At 65.9% G+C, this 13,058-nt stretch carries 16 protein-coding genes; 7 read left to right on the top strand and 9 right to left on the bottom strand.

The genetic code is table 11. The annotated features are described in order from the left end of the window. Window positions 1–29: 29 nt before the first annotated feature. From lgt to SOM61_RS23660, 4 genes are all read right to left on the bottom strand, one after another. On the bottom strand, window positions 30–839 hold the full coding sequence (gene lgt / locus SOM61_RS23675) for a prolipoprotein diacylglyceryl transferase (RefSeq protein WP_320476351.1): 810 nt from the start codon (window positions 837–839) through the stop codon (window positions 30–32). A gap of 13 nt (window positions 840–852) precedes the next feature. Further along, window positions 853–1,755 (bottom strand): LysR family transcriptional regulator, encoded by a 903-nt coding sequence (locus tag SOM61_RS23670; RefSeq protein WP_320476350.1) that lies wholly within the window; start codon window positions 1,753–1,755, stop codon window positions 853–855. 56 nt (window positions 1,756–1,811) lie between these two features. Next, window positions 1,812–2,036, bottom strand: a complete 225-nt coding sequence (locus SOM61_RS23665) for a TIGR04438 family Trp-rich protein (RefSeq protein ID WP_320476349.1) — start codon at window positions 2,034–2,036, stop codon at window positions 1,812–1,814. Window positions 2,037–2,104: 68 nt separating this feature from the next. Beyond that, window positions 2,105–2,557: a winged helix-turn-helix transcriptional regulator gene (locus tag SOM61_RS23660; protein ID WP_320476348.1), complete on the bottom strand. Its 453-nt coding sequence runs from the start codon at window positions 2,555–2,557 to the stop codon at window positions 2,105–2,107. 103 nt (window positions 2,558–2,660) lie between these two features. On the opposite strand from SOM61_RS23660, the gene SOM61_RS23655 reads away from it, so the two are divergent. From SOM61_RS23655 to SOM61_RS23630, 6 genes are all read left to right on the top strand, one after another. Beyond that, window positions 2,661–3,596 (top strand): NADP-dependent oxidoreductase, encoded by a 936-nt coding sequence (locus SOM61_RS23655; RefSeq protein WP_320476347.1) that lies wholly within the window; start codon window positions 2,661–2,663, stop codon window positions 3,594–3,596. 22 nt (window positions 3,597–3,618) lie between these two features. Further along, window positions 3,619–3,981, top strand: coding sequence for a DUF1330 domain-containing protein (locus SOM61_RS23650; RefSeq protein WP_320476346.1), 363 nt, complete (start codon window positions 3,619–3,621; stop codon window positions 3,979–3,981). Between the two features lie 13 nt (window positions 3,982–3,994). Beyond that, window positions 3,995–4,663: a quinone oxidoreductase family protein gene (locus SOM61_RS23645; RefSeq protein WP_320476345.1), complete on the top strand. Its 669-nt coding sequence runs from the start codon at window positions 3,995–3,997 to the stop codon at window positions 4,661–4,663. Continuing rightward, the gene (locus tag SOM61_RS23640; protein WP_320476344.1) at window positions 4,664–4,951 is read left to right on the top strand and encodes a zinc-binding dehydrogenase; all 288 of its coding nucleotides are present in this window, start codon (window positions 4,664–4,666) and stop codon (window positions 4,949–4,951) included. Between the two features lie 144 nt (window positions 4,952–5,095). Further along, window positions 5,096–5,404 (top strand): c-type cytochrome, encoded by a 309-nt coding sequence (locus SOM61_RS23635; protein WP_320476343.1) that lies wholly within the window; start codon window positions 5,096–5,098, stop codon window positions 5,402–5,404. Between the two features lie 594 nt (window positions 5,405–5,998). Further along, window positions 5,999–6,529, top strand: a complete 531-nt coding sequence (locus SOM61_RS23630; protein ID WP_320476342.1) for a DUF3617 domain-containing protein — start codon at window positions 5,999–6,001, stop codon at window positions 6,527–6,529. Here the strand turns inward: SOM61_RS23630 and SOM61_RS23625 are convergent. From SOM61_RS23625 to SOM61_RS23615, 3 genes are all read right to left on the bottom strand, one after another. Then, window positions 6,526–6,912 carry a hypothetical protein gene (locus SOM61_RS23625; RefSeq protein ID WP_320476341.1) on the bottom strand — a complete coding sequence of 129 codons (387 nt, stop codon included), beginning with the start codon at window positions 6,910–6,912 and terminating at the stop codon, window positions 6,526–6,528. The two genes, SOM61_RS23630 and SOM61_RS23625, sit on opposite strands and share 4 nt — an antisense overlap. 34 nt (window positions 6,913–6,946) lie before the next feature. Then, a complete protein-coding gene (locus SOM61_RS23620) occupies window positions 6,947–8,083 on the bottom strand; it encodes a branched-chain amino acid ABC transporter substrate-binding protein (protein ID WP_320476340.1) in 1,137 nt (378 codons plus the stop codon). 181 nt (window positions 8,084–8,264) lie between these two features. After that, window positions 8,265–9,299, bottom strand: a complete 1,035-nt coding sequence (locus tag SOM61_RS23615; RefSeq protein ID WP_320476339.1) for a CHAD domain-containing protein — start codon at window positions 9,297–9,299, stop codon at window positions 8,265–8,267. Window positions 9,300–9,509: 210 nt separating this feature from the next. Between SOM61_RS23615 and SOM61_RS23610 the strand changes: the two genes are divergently transcribed. Then, window positions 9,510–10,685, top strand: a complete 1,176-nt coding sequence (locus SOM61_RS23610) for an L-dopachrome tautomerase-related protein (protein WP_320476338.1) — start codon at window positions 9,510–9,512, stop codon at window positions 10,683–10,685. Window positions 10,686–10,700: 15 nt separating this feature from the next. Here the strand turns inward: SOM61_RS23610 and SOM61_RS23605 are convergent, their stop codons facing one another. Both SOM61_RS23605 and SOM61_RS23600 read right to left on the bottom strand, forming a co-directional pair. Further along, window positions 10,701–11,402: an SIMPL domain-containing protein gene (locus SOM61_RS23605; protein WP_320476337.1), complete on the bottom strand. Its 702-nt coding sequence runs from the start codon at window positions 11,400–11,402 to the stop codon at window positions 10,701–10,703. A 108-nt stretch (window positions 11,403–11,510) separates the two neighbouring features. Beyond that, window positions 11,511–13,046: an FAD-dependent oxidoreductase gene (locus tag SOM61_RS23600; RefSeq protein ID WP_320476336.1), complete on the bottom strand. Its 1,536-nt coding sequence runs from the start codon at window positions 13,044–13,046 to the stop codon at window positions 11,511–11,513. Window positions 13,047–13,058: the final 12 nt, after the last annotated feature.

The following is a 13,058-nucleotide window of genomic DNA, read 5'->3' as shown; positions in this document are numbered from 1 at the left end:
CTCTGTGCGCTCGCCCACTCAGAGCTCGATCAGGCGGTCACAGGCCTGCCCGGCGCCTGGCGATAGGCCCAGGCCAGCATGACGAGGGCGGCGACGATCATCGGCAGCGACAGCACCTGGCCCGAGGTGATCGGCAGGCCGAACACGGTGGTTTCCCAGTCCGGCACGCGGAACCATTCGGTGAAGAAGCGCGCGCAGCCATACAGCAGGGTGAACATGGCGCCGACCGCCAGGCGCGGACGCGCCTTGCGCGCGAACATCCACAGGATCACGAATACCAGCACGCCGTCGACCAGCGCCTGGTACAGCGGCGACGGGTGGCGCGGACCGGCCACGCCGGGCCACAGCATGGCCCACGGCAGGCTCGGGTCGGCCAGACGGCCCGGCAGTTCGGCGTTGATGAAGTTGCCCATGCGGCCGGCGGCATAGCCGAGCGGCACCAGCGGCGCGATGAAGTCGTACACGTCGAGCAGGTTGCGCTTGCGTTTGCGCGACCACAGCGCCATCGCGATCAGCACGCCCAGGAAGCCGCCGTGGAAGGACATGCCGCCCTTCCAGATCATGAAGATCTCGAGCGGATGTTCGAGGAAGTACAGCGGCTGGTAGAACAGCACTTCGCCCAGGCGGCCGCCCACGATCACGCCCAGCATCCCGTAGAACAGCATGTCGTCCAGGTCGTCGCGGGTCCAGCCCTGCGCCGCCACGTGCGGCATGCGGATGCGCACCCGACCCAGGATGATGAACAGGGCGAAGGCCACCACGTACATCAGGCCGTACCAGTGGATTTGCACCGGGCCGAGCGCAATCGCGATCGGGTCCGGCTGCGGATGAATCAGCATAGTCAGTCTCTCTTCAATTCTTCAAACATTCCAGGAAGCCCCTCAGCACGGGCGAATCGTTGTCGCGCCGCCAGGCCAGGCCGGTTTCGGCCAGCGGCGCCGGGTCGCGCAGGGCACGGTATTCTACGCCGGGACGCATCAGGTTCGACACGGATTGTGGCACAAGTGCCAAGCCCATGCCGCCGGAGACCAGGCTGACGATGGTCTGCATCTGGATCGCTTCCTGGCCGATGGTGGGCGGCACGCCGGCCGCGCGAAAGCAGGCCAGGATCGCGTCGTGCAGGCTCGGCGCCACCGCGCGCGGGAAGATCACCAGCGGCAGCGGCGGCAGGTCGCGCAGGCGCACCGGGCCGGGCGCCGACAACGCTGCCAGGCCGCTCGGCGCGCACAGCACCAGCGGCTCGTCGACGATCTTGAGGTAATCCAGGGCGCCGTCGGCCATGTCGTCGGCGGCGCCCGGCTGCGGCGGAATGACAAAGCCGGCGTCGATGCGGCCCGAGAGCAGTTCATCGAACTGGACGTCGGAAGTCGCCTCTTGCAGCACCAGGCGCACGGCCGGATAGGCGGCGCGATAGCGGCGCAGCACGTCGGGCAGCATGCCCAGGCCGGCGGTCGAGACGAAGGACAGGGCCAGGCGGCCCGCTTCGCCGCTGGCCGCGCGCCGCACCAGTTCGGGCAGCGCGGCGGCCTCCTCGAGGATGCGGCGCGCTTCCGGCAGCAGGGCGGCGCCGGCCGCGGTGAGGCCGACCATGCGCCGGTTGCGCACGAACAGCTGAGCGCCGAGCAGTTCTTCGAGGTTGGCGATGCTCTGCGACAGCGGCGGCTGGGTCATGTGCAGGCGGCGCGCGGCGCGGCCGAAATGCAGCTCTTCGGCCACGGTGACGAAATGGCGCAACTGGCGCAGTTCGGGATGCATGGGTGATGATTGGGCTAGGGCTGTGATATTCCCAATGTATCACAGGGCCCGCTGGTTCAACGGCGCTTGTCGAGGGGCTTCTTGATGCGCTCGTTGCGGCGCTTGTCCTGCAGCTCGTGTTCTTTTTTCTTGTCGAGCCCGAGAATCTTCTCGATGTACTCGAACCAGATGAAGGCGGCAACGAACAGCCCGGCGATGACCCACCAGGACAGTTCGGCAAAACGCCAGACCTCGAAGAAACGCAGGGCGGCCAGGGCGACGATCAACAGGATCAGGGGCATGAGCTGTACTCCTTACAAGCAGGCATCTTACAAAGAAAACGATGCTTGTGGGGCGAATTAATGTGAACTCACGATTGGCGCTTGCCACCCGTGACGATCGATACGCCGTCCGGCCGCAGCGCAGCCTTGTCATAACCCTGGCGGGCCACGATCACGTCCTTGATGTGTACCTGCGCCCACTGGCACATCTGCTCGGCGATTCCCGACACGCTCACCCCGAGCGGCGTCAGCGCGTATTCCACGCTCGGCGGCGTGGTGGCGTATACGGTGCGCGACACCAGGCCATTGCGCTCGAGCGTACGCAGCGTCTGCGTCAGCATTTTCTGCGTGACGCCATCCAGCCGGCGCCGCAACTCGCCAAACCGCATCGGTTCACGCGCGAGCGACCACAGCAGCAGCGTCGCCCATTTGCCCGACAGGATTTCGACCAGCTCCCTCGAAGGGCAATTCCCGTTGAAGACGTCGGCAGGCGGCAGTTTGCGACGCTGGCTGGGCGTCAAGCCATTGAGTATGGTATCCATCAGGTACCTACCTTCCATAAAGGTGCCTAGTTTACATCAGAGACCATGAATCCGACAATGCCTGCGCGGCCGGTCAAGCGGCCAACCAACCAGGAGAATTGCAATGCAGAGTTTGATTCAACACAGCTTCGGCGGTCCCGACGTCCTCGTGCTGGAAGAGCGGCCGCGCCCCGTGCGCAACTTCGGCGACGTGCTGGTGCGCGTTCATGCGGCAAGCGTCAATCCGATCGACTTGTACGTGCGCGCCGGCGTGATGCCGATCCTGGGGCCGGCGCCGGTGGTGCCGGGCTGGGACATCTCCGGCGTGGTCGAGGAAATCGAGCTCGGCACGACGACGTTCAAGGTCGGCGACGAGGTGTTCGGCATGCCGCTGTTCCCGCGCGCCGCCAATGCCTACGCCGAGTACGTCGTGGCGCCCGCGGGGCAGCTCTGGCACAAGCCTGCGCAACTGAGCCACGCCCAGGCGGCGTCGCTGGCACTGGCCGGCCTGACTTCGCTGCAGGCGCTGCGCGACATCGCGCGGCTGCAGGCTTCGCAGCGTGTCCTGGTCCATGGCGCAGGCGGCGGCGTCGGCCACCTCGCGGTACAGGTGGCCAAGGCCATGGGCGCGCATGTGATCGCAACCGCCAGCGCATCCAAGCACGCCTTCGTGCGTGGATGCGGTGCGGATGAGGTCATCGATTACACCGCAGTCGATTTCACCGAGCAGGTGCGGGACGTGGATGTGGTCTTCGACGTGGTCGGCGGAGACTGCGCCGAACGCTCGTTGCAGGTGTTGAGGCCCGGCGGGATCGTCGTGACGGCGCTTGGCCTCAGCCATGGCCACATGCCGGCGATGGCCGCTGCGGCCGGCAAGCGCTTTTCCAGCGTCGCCGTCCAGCCCGATGGCGCCGGCCTGCGCCAGTTGGCCGAGTGGGTAGCCGCCGGCCGCCTGACGCCGCACGTGTGCCAGACCTTTCCGTTGGCCGAAGGCGCGCGGGCGCATCGCGCCCTGGAAGCGGGATCCATGCTGGGAAAAGCCGCGTTGATCCTCGTATGACCTTCACATTTTCGGGAAACCCATGACAACATTCGCTCTCGCACACATCACGCATTCGACCGTCAACGACGACATCGTCGAATACCTCGGCCGCATCGACGCGACGCTCGCCCCTTACGCGGGGCGGTTCCGCGTCCATGGCGGCGCCATCAAGCCGCTGGAAGGCGCGTGGACCGGCCAGCTCGTCCTCATCGAGTTTCCGGACAGCGCCAGTGCCGAGGGCTGGTACGGCTCGGCCGCCTACCAGGACATCATTGCGCTACGCACCGCGAATGCGTCGGCCGACGTCATCCTGGTCGAGGGCGTCGCCCATGGCTATAAGGCCGCCGAGGCGCTCGCGGGCCTGGTGGCTGGCCGGGCCACGGAAAACAGGAAGGAGCATTGATGAGCGTGCATTCGTGGCAAATTCATTCACGGGGTTTGGCGGAATCCGGCTCGAACAAACCGCGATGCCAATAGCGGATCAGGACCGGCTTCTGGTCCGGGTGGTGGCCGCCGGCGTCAATGTTGTCGATCACGCCATCCTGCATGGCAAGATGCCGATGGTCGCCGCGCCCCTGATACTTGGTAATGAGGGCTCGGGGGTGGTCGAGCGGGGCGATGCGGAGTTTCCCGCCGGGACCCGGGTTGCCTTCGGCGGGCCGTTCGGGGTGCTGGAAGCGGGCGCCTATGCCGAGTATGTGGCCGTGCCGAAGTCGATGCTCTTCCGTATCCCGGACAATATCGATCTGATCGAAGCGGCAGGCCTGCCCGTCGCTTACATTTCGGCCTGGATGGCGCTCGAGATGGGCGGTTTCGAAGCTGGCAAGATCGTCTTCAGTCCCGGTGTGTTTGGCGGCATCGGCAATGCATCGTTCCAGCTGGCGCGCGCCATGGGCGCCGGCCTCGTCCTGTCGTCGACGGGTTCCCCAGGCAAGGCGGCGCTGGCGCGTGCGGCGGGTTTCGACCATGTCATCGACATGAACGAGGCCGTGCTGGCAGAGGCGATATTGCGCGAAACCGGCGGCCGTGGCGTGGACGTGGTCGTCGATGGCTTGAGCGGTCCCGTGCTTTCCGCCTCGCTGTAGGTGCTGGCCGCACGCGGGACCGTCGTCACGGTCGGCTATTCGGCCGGGCGTGAAGTCGCGATCGACGTGACGAAGCTGATCTGGAAAGCCGCGCAGATTCGTGGCTTTAATTTCCCGTTCGAGAGTCCGGAGCGGTGGGCGCTGGCCTGGCAAGGCATCAGCCGGCTGCTGGCCGAGGAAAAGATCAAACCGGTCGTGGCGAAGGTGTATCCGTTCGAAGCGACGCCGAAAGCGATGCGCTTCCTGGTGGAAGGCCGTCCTGCCGGACGTGTGATCGTTCGCCTTTGACAATGCGGGATCGGTGGGTGAATTTGTCTGTTTCTTGTTACAGGATATTGATAAACATGGCGATCGCGTTACAGAGTGTATCGACCTCTTTGCCCCAGTGGGAAAGGGGGTAAAATCCAATCAGTCATAAATTCGGAGAAACAAATGAAGCGGTCCCTGATGTTGTGTGTGGTGCTGTCGGCTTTCGCGTCGTCGGGTGCGTACGCCCAGGCCGATCTGGCCAAGGCCAAGAATTGCATGGCTTGCCACACCGTCGCCACCAAGCTGGTCGGTCCTGCCTACAAGGACGTCGCGGAGAAGTACGCGGGCCAGAAGGGCGCCGAGGACAAGCTGGTGCAGAAGGTGCTGAAAGGCGGCGCGGGCACCTGGGGCCCGATCCCGATGCCGGCCAATCCGCAGGTGAGCGAGGCCGAGGCGCGCTCGCTGGTCAAGTGGGTGCTGGCGACCAAGTGAGCGCCATTTAATATCCGTCAAAAAGCGCGCCTGCGCGAGCAAGGCGCGCTTTGTCGTTTACGCCTGGCTTCATTCGTTGTAAGGGATCGTCCCGGCAGGGTCAGCCCCGGCAGGGTCCCCGGCAGGGTCAGTGTCGAATTATTTGACAATTTCCACAAAACCTTACGAATCAATTAGGGTCAGAGTCGAATTTTTTGATAACTTTTTGCGCAAACGAAAGGCGCGGTTGATTTTAGATGCCGTGAAGATGTAGCTCCCCGGATAGAAGATGATTGCTTCGAGCGAAATCAAAATCAGCCTGACGATCGCTTATGCAAAATCACACTGTGGCGAATTGGTATGGCGCCGCGCCGTTGGAAAGACTGCCAGCGCCGGGAAATTGCTCAATAATTTGACTCTGACCCTAATTGATTCGTAAGGTTTTGGGGAAATTGCCAATTAATTCGACTCTGACCCTAATTGGATTGGATGCCTGTGCCTGGAATTTGGCGGGTCGCGTTGCATGCGCGGCTGCAGAGCCAGGTCGGCTACACTGGTGGCCAACCATTAGGAGCGACTATGAGAATGATTCGGATTGCAAGCATCGCATTGAGCATGGCGACCTTGTGCGCAACGAATGCGTTTGCGCAGCAAGTCAATATCAAGCCTGGACTGTGGCAGATCGACATGACACTGCCCGGCCAGGGAGGGGGCAATCAGATGGCGGGCATCGCCGCGTTGATGAAGAATCAGATGGCCTCGATGTCGCCGGCCCAGCGCGCGGAGATACAAAAAAGGCTGGGCGCCAATGGAACGGAGTTCACGGACGATGGACTGCGCACGAAACAGTGCATCACGAAAGAGGACATCGCGAAGTTCGACGTATTTGGCAAAAAAGGTCCTGACGGCTGCACCAGGAATGCGACGCCCGCCACTGGCGGCATGAATGTCAGCATGCAGTGCACCCAGCCGCAGATGAAAATCGATGCCGTTGTGAAGACCCCGAGCGAGACCGCCTACACCTTCGACTCGACTGCCACCGTGGCCGGTCCGAATGGCATGATGGTGACCCAGAAAACCAGCGGCACGGGTAAATGGCTGGGCAGCGACTGCGGCAATGTGGCGCGGGTGGCTGGCGAAGGCTAACGCAGTCCGGGCAAGGCCGTCGGCGGCACTTCGTCGGGCGAGAAGAACAGCCAGTCGTGGTTGCCCAGGCTGATGCCGATCCCGGCTACCTGGAAATGGCTGCCCAGGTCGGGCGTGAAGAAAATCTGCGGCGCGTCGTCGTAGCGGGCGCCGGCCAGCATCACCAGCAGGGTCGAGCCGCCCGCATCGATCGTCAGCGCCATCTCATTGAGCACGGCGATGCGCCCGCGGCCCGACTGCACCAGGCCGCCCAGCGACCTGGCATAGACGAAGCACAGCGCCGTGGCCTCGTCATGCCAGGCGCGCAGGCGCGCCGCGATGTCGCCGCCGTCATTCGTGGAAGATTGTCGGACCAGTTGCTGCGGTGCGGCCAGGACGCCCATCGGACTTCTCCCCGAATGCCTGGCGGCGTGACGATCAGCGGATCACGTCCATCCGCGTGCGCTTGCCGCCCTTGTAGGTGTACAGCGTCAGCGCGCCATCGAGGATGTCGCCCGACGGATCGAACTGGATGGTGCCGGTCACGCCCTCGTACTTGATCTTCTTGAGCTCGGGCAGGTACTTCGCCGGCTCGGCCGATTTCGCCTTCTGCATCGCGGCCGCCATCACCATCACCGAGTCATACACATACGGCGCATACAGCTGCACCTCTAGCCCCGTCTTCTGCTTGAAGCGGTTGCGGAAGTCGGCCATCACCTGCTCTTGCGCGCCTTTCACGCCGCCCGCTTCGGCGCACACGACCTTGTCTTCGCCGACCGCGTCGCCGGCCAGGCGGCCCAGCGCCGTGGTGCACATGCCGTCGCCGCCCATGAAGCGGGCATTGATGCCGAGCGCCTTCATCTGCTTGAGCATCGGGCCGGCCACCGCGTCCATGCCGCCGAAGAAGACCAGGTCGGGCTTCTTGGCGCGGATGGCGGTGAGGATGGCGGTGAAGTCGGTGGCGGTGGCGCTGGTGAACTGCTTGTCGACGATGCGCACGCCCGGCCCCTTGGCGGCCTTCGCGAATTCGGCGGCCACCCCCTGGCCGTAGGTGGTGCGGTCGTCGATGACGGCGATGTTCTTGACCTTGAGCGTCTCGACCGCGTACTTGCCGAGGGTGCCGCCCAGCTTGGCGTCGTTGGCGACCACGCGGAACACGCCCGGGAATTTCTGTTTGGTGAACTGGGTCGCGGTGGTGGCCGGCGACACCTGCACCAGGCCGGCGTTGTGATAGATGCGCGAGGCCGGCACGCTGGTGCCGGAGTTCAGGTGGCCGACCACGCCGTTGACCTTGGCGTCGACCAGCTTCTGCGCCACCGCCGTGCCTTGCTTGGGATCGCTGGCGTCGTCCTCGGCCAGCAGCTGCAGCGTGACCTTCTGGCCGTTGATCGTGAAGCCCTTGGCGTTGAGTTCGTCGATCGCCATGCGCGCCGCATTTTCATTGTCCTTGCCGAGGTGGGAATTGGGGCCGGAGACCGGTCCCACATGGCCGATCCTGACGATCTGCTGGGCGCCGGCGCCGGAGGCGACGGTCAGGGCAATGGCGAACGCGATAGGCTTGCTGGTGAACCGCATGGACGGGCTCCGAAGTAGGGTGGTGGACGTGGCAGATCTGAAATTGCAGAGCAACGGTACCGCAAATTACAGGCTTCGGAAAGCGATAAATACAGGGCCGCCGCGGGCCGCACCCGGGCGGTGCGGCGGCGCCGGAAGGTGGTGCGCCGGCGGCCGCCTGGCGCGCCGCCGAGGGGCAGGATCAGCGCGTGATACGGCGCTTGGCGACGTCCGCCAGCGTCTTCGCCAGGCCCTGGGCGTCGGCCTCGCTGCTGGCGGCCATATAGCCGCGCACATAGGCGGCCTGTTTGGCGACCTGGCTGTTGCCGCCCTTGAGTTCCTCGAGCAGGTGGTCGGCCACCGCCATGTCGTTCAGGAGGCCAAGCCGGTCCTGCAGCTTTTCCAGGTGGCCGACGTAGCGCTTGACGCGGCGCGCCGGCAGCAGGTCGCGGAAGAATTCGGCCGCGTAGCGCGCCTTCTTGGCGGCGATGCGCACCCGGTGGCGGCCCGGCGCGTCGTCCTCGTCCAGGCCGTCGATGCGTTTGGCCAGGCGCTTCTCGGCCTTGCGCAGCAGGGGCAGGGCGGCCCTGGCGGCGCGCTCGGCCAGGGGCGAATCCTTGTCCAGCGTGGCGTCGGGACGCCAGCGGCGTTCGCCGAGCCATTCGTTCAGCTGCGTCATCAGCTCGACGTAGCGCGGCTCGCGCAGCACGTTCAGGATGTGCGCGTGATGCGCGTTCGCCCGCTCGTGCGCGGCCTGGCGCAGCGCCGTCGAGTCGAAGCCCTGGACCCGGTCGAGGGTGGAGTCGGCCAGCACGTCCCAGTCGCGCGCCGGTCCCAGTTCGCCGGACAGCCATTCGATGTCGGCGTGCAGGGCGACCGGCGGCGCGGCCAGGTCCTCGAACATGGCAAGCAGCGCGCGCAGGCGGCGCAGGCCGACCCGCATCTGGTGCAGGCTTTCGACGTTTTGCTTCAGCACGCCCGGCAGGTTCGCCTCGATCTGCTGGACGCAATTGAGGCCGATGGACTGGAAGGCGTCTTCCAGCGTCATGCGCCCGCGCAGGCGCACCGGTTCAGCCTTGACCGGGCGGATCTGTTCTTCCTTCGGCAAAGGTTGATCCTGTTGGGGCTCGGGTGGCGCCACCGCTGCGGCCTGCTGCGGGACTTGCTGTTCGGTCGGCGACGCGATGGCCGCGTCTTTGCCTTGCGGCGCCAGTTTTTCTTTCTGTTGCTTACTCATGCTGGTTCCTTTCACGGTAGACAAGCGCAGCGGCAAGGTGGATCGCGAAGAAGCCTGTGTCGATTTTCACTGCAGGCGTGAAAGTGCTACCCACTCCGCTGGCTGTTTCGCTGCCACGAGAAGTCCTATGCTTCTCCCGACAACGAGCTGGACAAATCGATCATACGCCGATGAACCGCCCAACTCGCCCATACATGACAGGAGAATGACATGATGCATCCAAAGGCCCTCGCGCGCTTGTACGCCGTTGTTGCCACCGCGATCGCCATCGCCGTCCCGGGCGCGGCCCACGCGGCGCCGGCCGCCGCGCCCATCCCGACCATTGGCCAGCTCGAACGCGTGGTTGCCTTCGACGGCCCGATGCCCACCGGCGTCACGGTGGCCGAAGGCAACCGTATCTTCGTGAACTTCCCGCGCTGGGGCGATGACGTGCCCTATACGGTGGCGGAAATCCGCGACGGCAGGCCGGTCCCGTATCCCGACGCCGCCATCAACCGCGCCGACCCGGACGACCCGGCCCGCGGCCTGGAGAGCGTCCAAAGCGTGGTCGCCGATGGCCAGGGACGCCTGTGGATCCTGGACACCGCCGCACCGGGCTTCGCCGCGCCGAGGCCGGGCGGCGCCAAGCTGGTGGCGGTCGACCTCAAGACCGACAAGGTGGTCAGGACGGTGGTGTTTCCGCCCGATGTGATCCTGCCGAGCACCTACGTCAACGACGTGCGTTTCGATTTTCGCGTGGGACGCGAGGGCGTGGCCTATGTGACCGATTCGTCGCTGAGCGGGCCGGGCGCCATCATTGTGCTCGACCTGGCCACCGGCAAGGCGCAGCGCCGCCTGCAAGGGGATCGCTCCACCTCGGCCGATCCGCGCTTCGTGCCGCGCGTGGAGGGCCGCGTTTTGCAGAGCCGTGCGGCCGATGGCAGGACCGCGCCGTTCCGGGCGGCGTCGGACGGCATCGCGCTCTCGCCGGACGGTGAAACCCTGTATTTCAGCCCGCTCTCTAGCCGTCATGGCTACGCGGTGGCCACGCGCCTGTTGCGCGATCCGACGGTAGGCGAGGCGGCGCTGGCGCTGGTCGTGCGCGACCTGGGCGAGAAGGGGGCGTCCGACGGGCTGGAGACCGATGCCGCCGGCAACCTGTATGCGACCGACTACGAGAACAATGCGATCCGCCGCCTGGAAGCCGATGGCAGCTGGCGCACCATTGCGCAAAGCCCCGAGCTGCTGTGGCCCGATACGCTGTCCGCCGGTCCGGACGGCTACCTGTACGTCACCGCCAACCAGCTGCACCGCCAGGCCGGCTTCAACGGCGGCAAGGACCTGCGCGCCAAGCCGTACCGCCTGCTGCGCATGAAGATCGGGCATGGGCCGGCGCCGACGCGCTGATGTTCACTTGCCGGTTCACTTTCCGATCCGGTAGATCACGTCCACGCCCTGCACCAGTTTCTGCACCGTCACCAGCAGCGGATCCGCTGGCGTGGACACCGGGCTGTAACGCGGCCCGTCGGTGGCCAGTCCCATTGCGTTCGACAGGTTCTTGAGCGGCGCCAGCGCCACGCCGTTCGCCGGTCCCAGCCTGGCGCCGATGCCGCGCGCGATGTTCTGCGCCTTCAGGCGCGCCGCGCCCAGGGCCTGGCTCACGAGTTCGGCCTCGATCTTGTCGGCGTCGCTGCGGCTGAAGGCGACCGCCAGCGACTCGACGTTCGGCATCGTCATCAGGGCCTGGATCAGCGCCGTCCACCCTTCCAGATTGCGCACCGTGGCGTGGACCGCGGCGCGGGTCTCGATCGCCTGCACCGTATCGCCCTGCTTGAGAGGACGGCGCAGCAGGTCCTGCACCGAGATGTCCTCAACCGCGACGCCATGCTGCGCGAGCAGCGCGCGGCTGACCCCAAGCCGTTCGCTCACCAGCTTCCAGGCCGCTTCCAGGTCGGGGTCCAGGCTGACGATCTCGAAATCGATCTCGCCCACGTCCGGCATCACGTGCAGGTTGGCGGCGGCGTTCACGTGGATGAAGGGATAGTTCGGCAGGTCGGCCGCCTGGGCGGGGGCCAATGCAGTGCAGGAAGCGATGGCCAATGTGGCGGCGAGTTTCTTCAGCATGACGGTCCTTGTGATGGCGGGACGGCTCCCGGTGACGGTCAGCTTAGGTTATCTAGACATTGATGTCTAGATGAGATGATATTTCATGCCGGACGGGTAGGTCGACCGTCAGTCGCAGAAGCGCCGATAGGCGCGGTTGCGGAAGTAATGGGCCAGGGCGTCCGCCTCGCCGCCCGGATCGCACAATGCGATGTGGCCGTCCGGCCGCACCAGATAGTGGGCGTTGCGTGCGAAGCCGGCTGCTTCATGGCGCGCAGTCCAGGCGAATTCGCGCAAGGGCATGCCGTGCAGCAGGCACCAGGCGCGCAGGCCGTCGCCGGCCTCGCCATAGACCTGCACCTGCCAGTCGATCTTCTCCAGCGGCGCGTGGTTGTCAACTCCGTCCACCTCGACCCAGGGCAGCCGGTCGCCGGCCTTGATGCTCCCCGCGCTGCCGGTGCTGAGCGGGCTCTCGTGGTAGCTGATCGTGATCTGCGAGACGATCTTGAAGATCAGTTCGCGCACCGCGTCGACGCCATAGGCGACCGTGGCGAACAGCGGAGCGATGCGGGTGCGCACGAAGTCGGCGAAGTTGCCTTCGGCGGTGACGAAGTTGAACAGGCGGTCGGTGGTGTCGACCAGCTTGCGCGCGAATGCCAGTCTTTCGGTCTCGTAGCTGTCGAGCAGGCTGTCCGGCGCCTCGTGGCGCACCACGGCGGCCAGCTTCCAGGCCAGGTTGACGGCGTCGCCGATGCCGGTGTTCATGCCCTGGCCGCCGGCCGGGCTGTGCACGTGGGCGGCGTCGCCGACCAGGAAGACCTGGCCGCTGCGGTAATGGCTGGTGATGCGGTGGTGCACGCGGTAGGTCGAGAACCAGTGCACCTGGTCGACCCGCAGGCCCAGGCTGGACAAGGCGCTGTGGCCGACGTCGTCGAAGGTATAGGGGCCGCCGGCATGCCCGTCGGGAGAGATGCGATGCACGGTGCCGATCAGGCGCCCGCGGCCGGTGTCGGTATAGGGCAGCATGATGACGAAGTCGGAGGTCTCGAGCGAGACGTGCACCTCGCCGTCGGCCGCCACGCCCGCGGCCTGGACGTCGGCCACGTAGAACAGGTGATCGTAGGTGCCGCCCGGGAAACCGGCGCCGAGCTGCTGGCGCACGGTGGAGCTGGCGCCGTCGCAGCCGGCCAGGAAGCGCGCCTCGCATTCGCGCACGCCGCCGTCCGGGTCGCGCAGGCGCGCCACCACATAGTCTTCGCGGTCCTCGAAGGCGACCAGTTCGACCGGCCGCTGGACCTGGACCCCGGCCTGCTCGAGATGGCGCAGCAGCAGCCGTTCATGCAGGTCTTGCGGATACACCAGCACGAAGGGGTAGGGGGTGAGCTTCTCGCCGGCGTCCTGGAACGACAGGCGCGCGCGGCGCTTGCCGCGCACCCACATATTGAGGGCGATATTGCGCTTGCCGGCGGCGACCGTTTCGTCGGCCAGGCCGAGCTGGCGGTACAGCTCCAGGGTGCGCGCCTGGACCGCCATCGCGCGCGAGGTGGTGCCGGGCTGCGCCGCCTTATCGACGACCGCGACCTTGACGCCCTGGCGCGCCAGCCACAGGGCCAGCACCAGGCCGGTCGGCCCCGCGCCGGCGATGAGCACGTCGTACCTGTCCACGGCCGTTCCCTC

This window comes from Massilia sp. CFBP9012 (genome assembly GCF_034045115.1).
Taxonomy (GTDB): domain Bacteria; phylum Pseudomonadota; class Gammaproteobacteria; order Burkholderiales; family Burkholderiaceae_D; genus Telluria.
Note: the sequence above shows the minus strand (reverse complement) of the source record. Positions and strands in the feature narration are given on the sequence as shown.

Coding starts and splice junctions, on each gene's coding strand:
- lgt (WP_320476351.1), bottom strand. CDS start 839: ATGCTGATTCATCCGCAGCCGGACCCGATCGCGATTGCGCTCGGCCCG.
- SOM61_RS23605 (WP_320476337.1), bottom strand. CDS start 11,402: ATGCTGAAGAAACTCGCCGCCACATTGGCCATCGCTTCCTGCACTGCA.
- SOM61_RS23655 (WP_320476347.1), top strand. CDS start 2,661: ATGCAGAGTTTGATTCAACACAGCTTCGGCGGTCCCGACGTCCTCGTG.
- SOM61_RS23615 (WP_320476339.1), bottom strand. CDS start 9,299: ATGAGTAAGCAACAGAAAGAAAAACTGGCGCCGCAAGGCAAAGACGCG.
- SOM61_RS23650 (WP_320476346.1), top strand. CDS start 3,619: ATGACAACATTCGCTCTCGCACACATCACGCATTCGACCGTCAACGAC.
- SOM61_RS23610 (WP_320476338.1), top strand. CDS start 9,510: ATGATGCATCCAAAGGCCCTCGCGCGCTTGTACGCCGTTGTTGCCACC.
- SOM61_RS23670 (WP_320476350.1), bottom strand. CDS start 1,755: ATGCATCCCGAACTGCGCCAGTTGCGCCATTTCGTCACCGTGGCCGAA.
- SOM61_RS23620 (WP_320476340.1), bottom strand. CDS start 8,083: ATGCGGTTCACCAGCAAGCCTATCGCGTTCGCCATTGCCCTGACCGTC.
- SOM61_RS23635 (WP_320476343.1), top strand. CDS start 5,096: ATGAAGCGGTCCCTGATGTTGTGTGTGGTGCTGTCGGCTTTCGCGTCG.
- SOM61_RS23630 (WP_320476342.1), top strand. CDS start 5,999: ATGGCGACCTTGTGCGCAACGAATGCGTTTGCGCAGCAAGTCAATATC.
- SOM61_RS23665 (WP_320476349.1), bottom strand. CDS start 2,036: ATGCCCCTGATCCTGTTGATCGTCGCCCTGGCCGCCCTGCGTTTCTTC.
- SOM61_RS23625 (WP_320476341.1), bottom strand. CDS start 6,912: ATGGGCGTCCTGGCCGCACCGCAGCAACTGGTCCGACAATCTTCCACG.
- SOM61_RS23660 (WP_320476348.1), bottom strand. CDS start 2,557: ATGGATACCATACTCAATGGCTTGACGCCCAGCCAGCGTCGCAAACTG.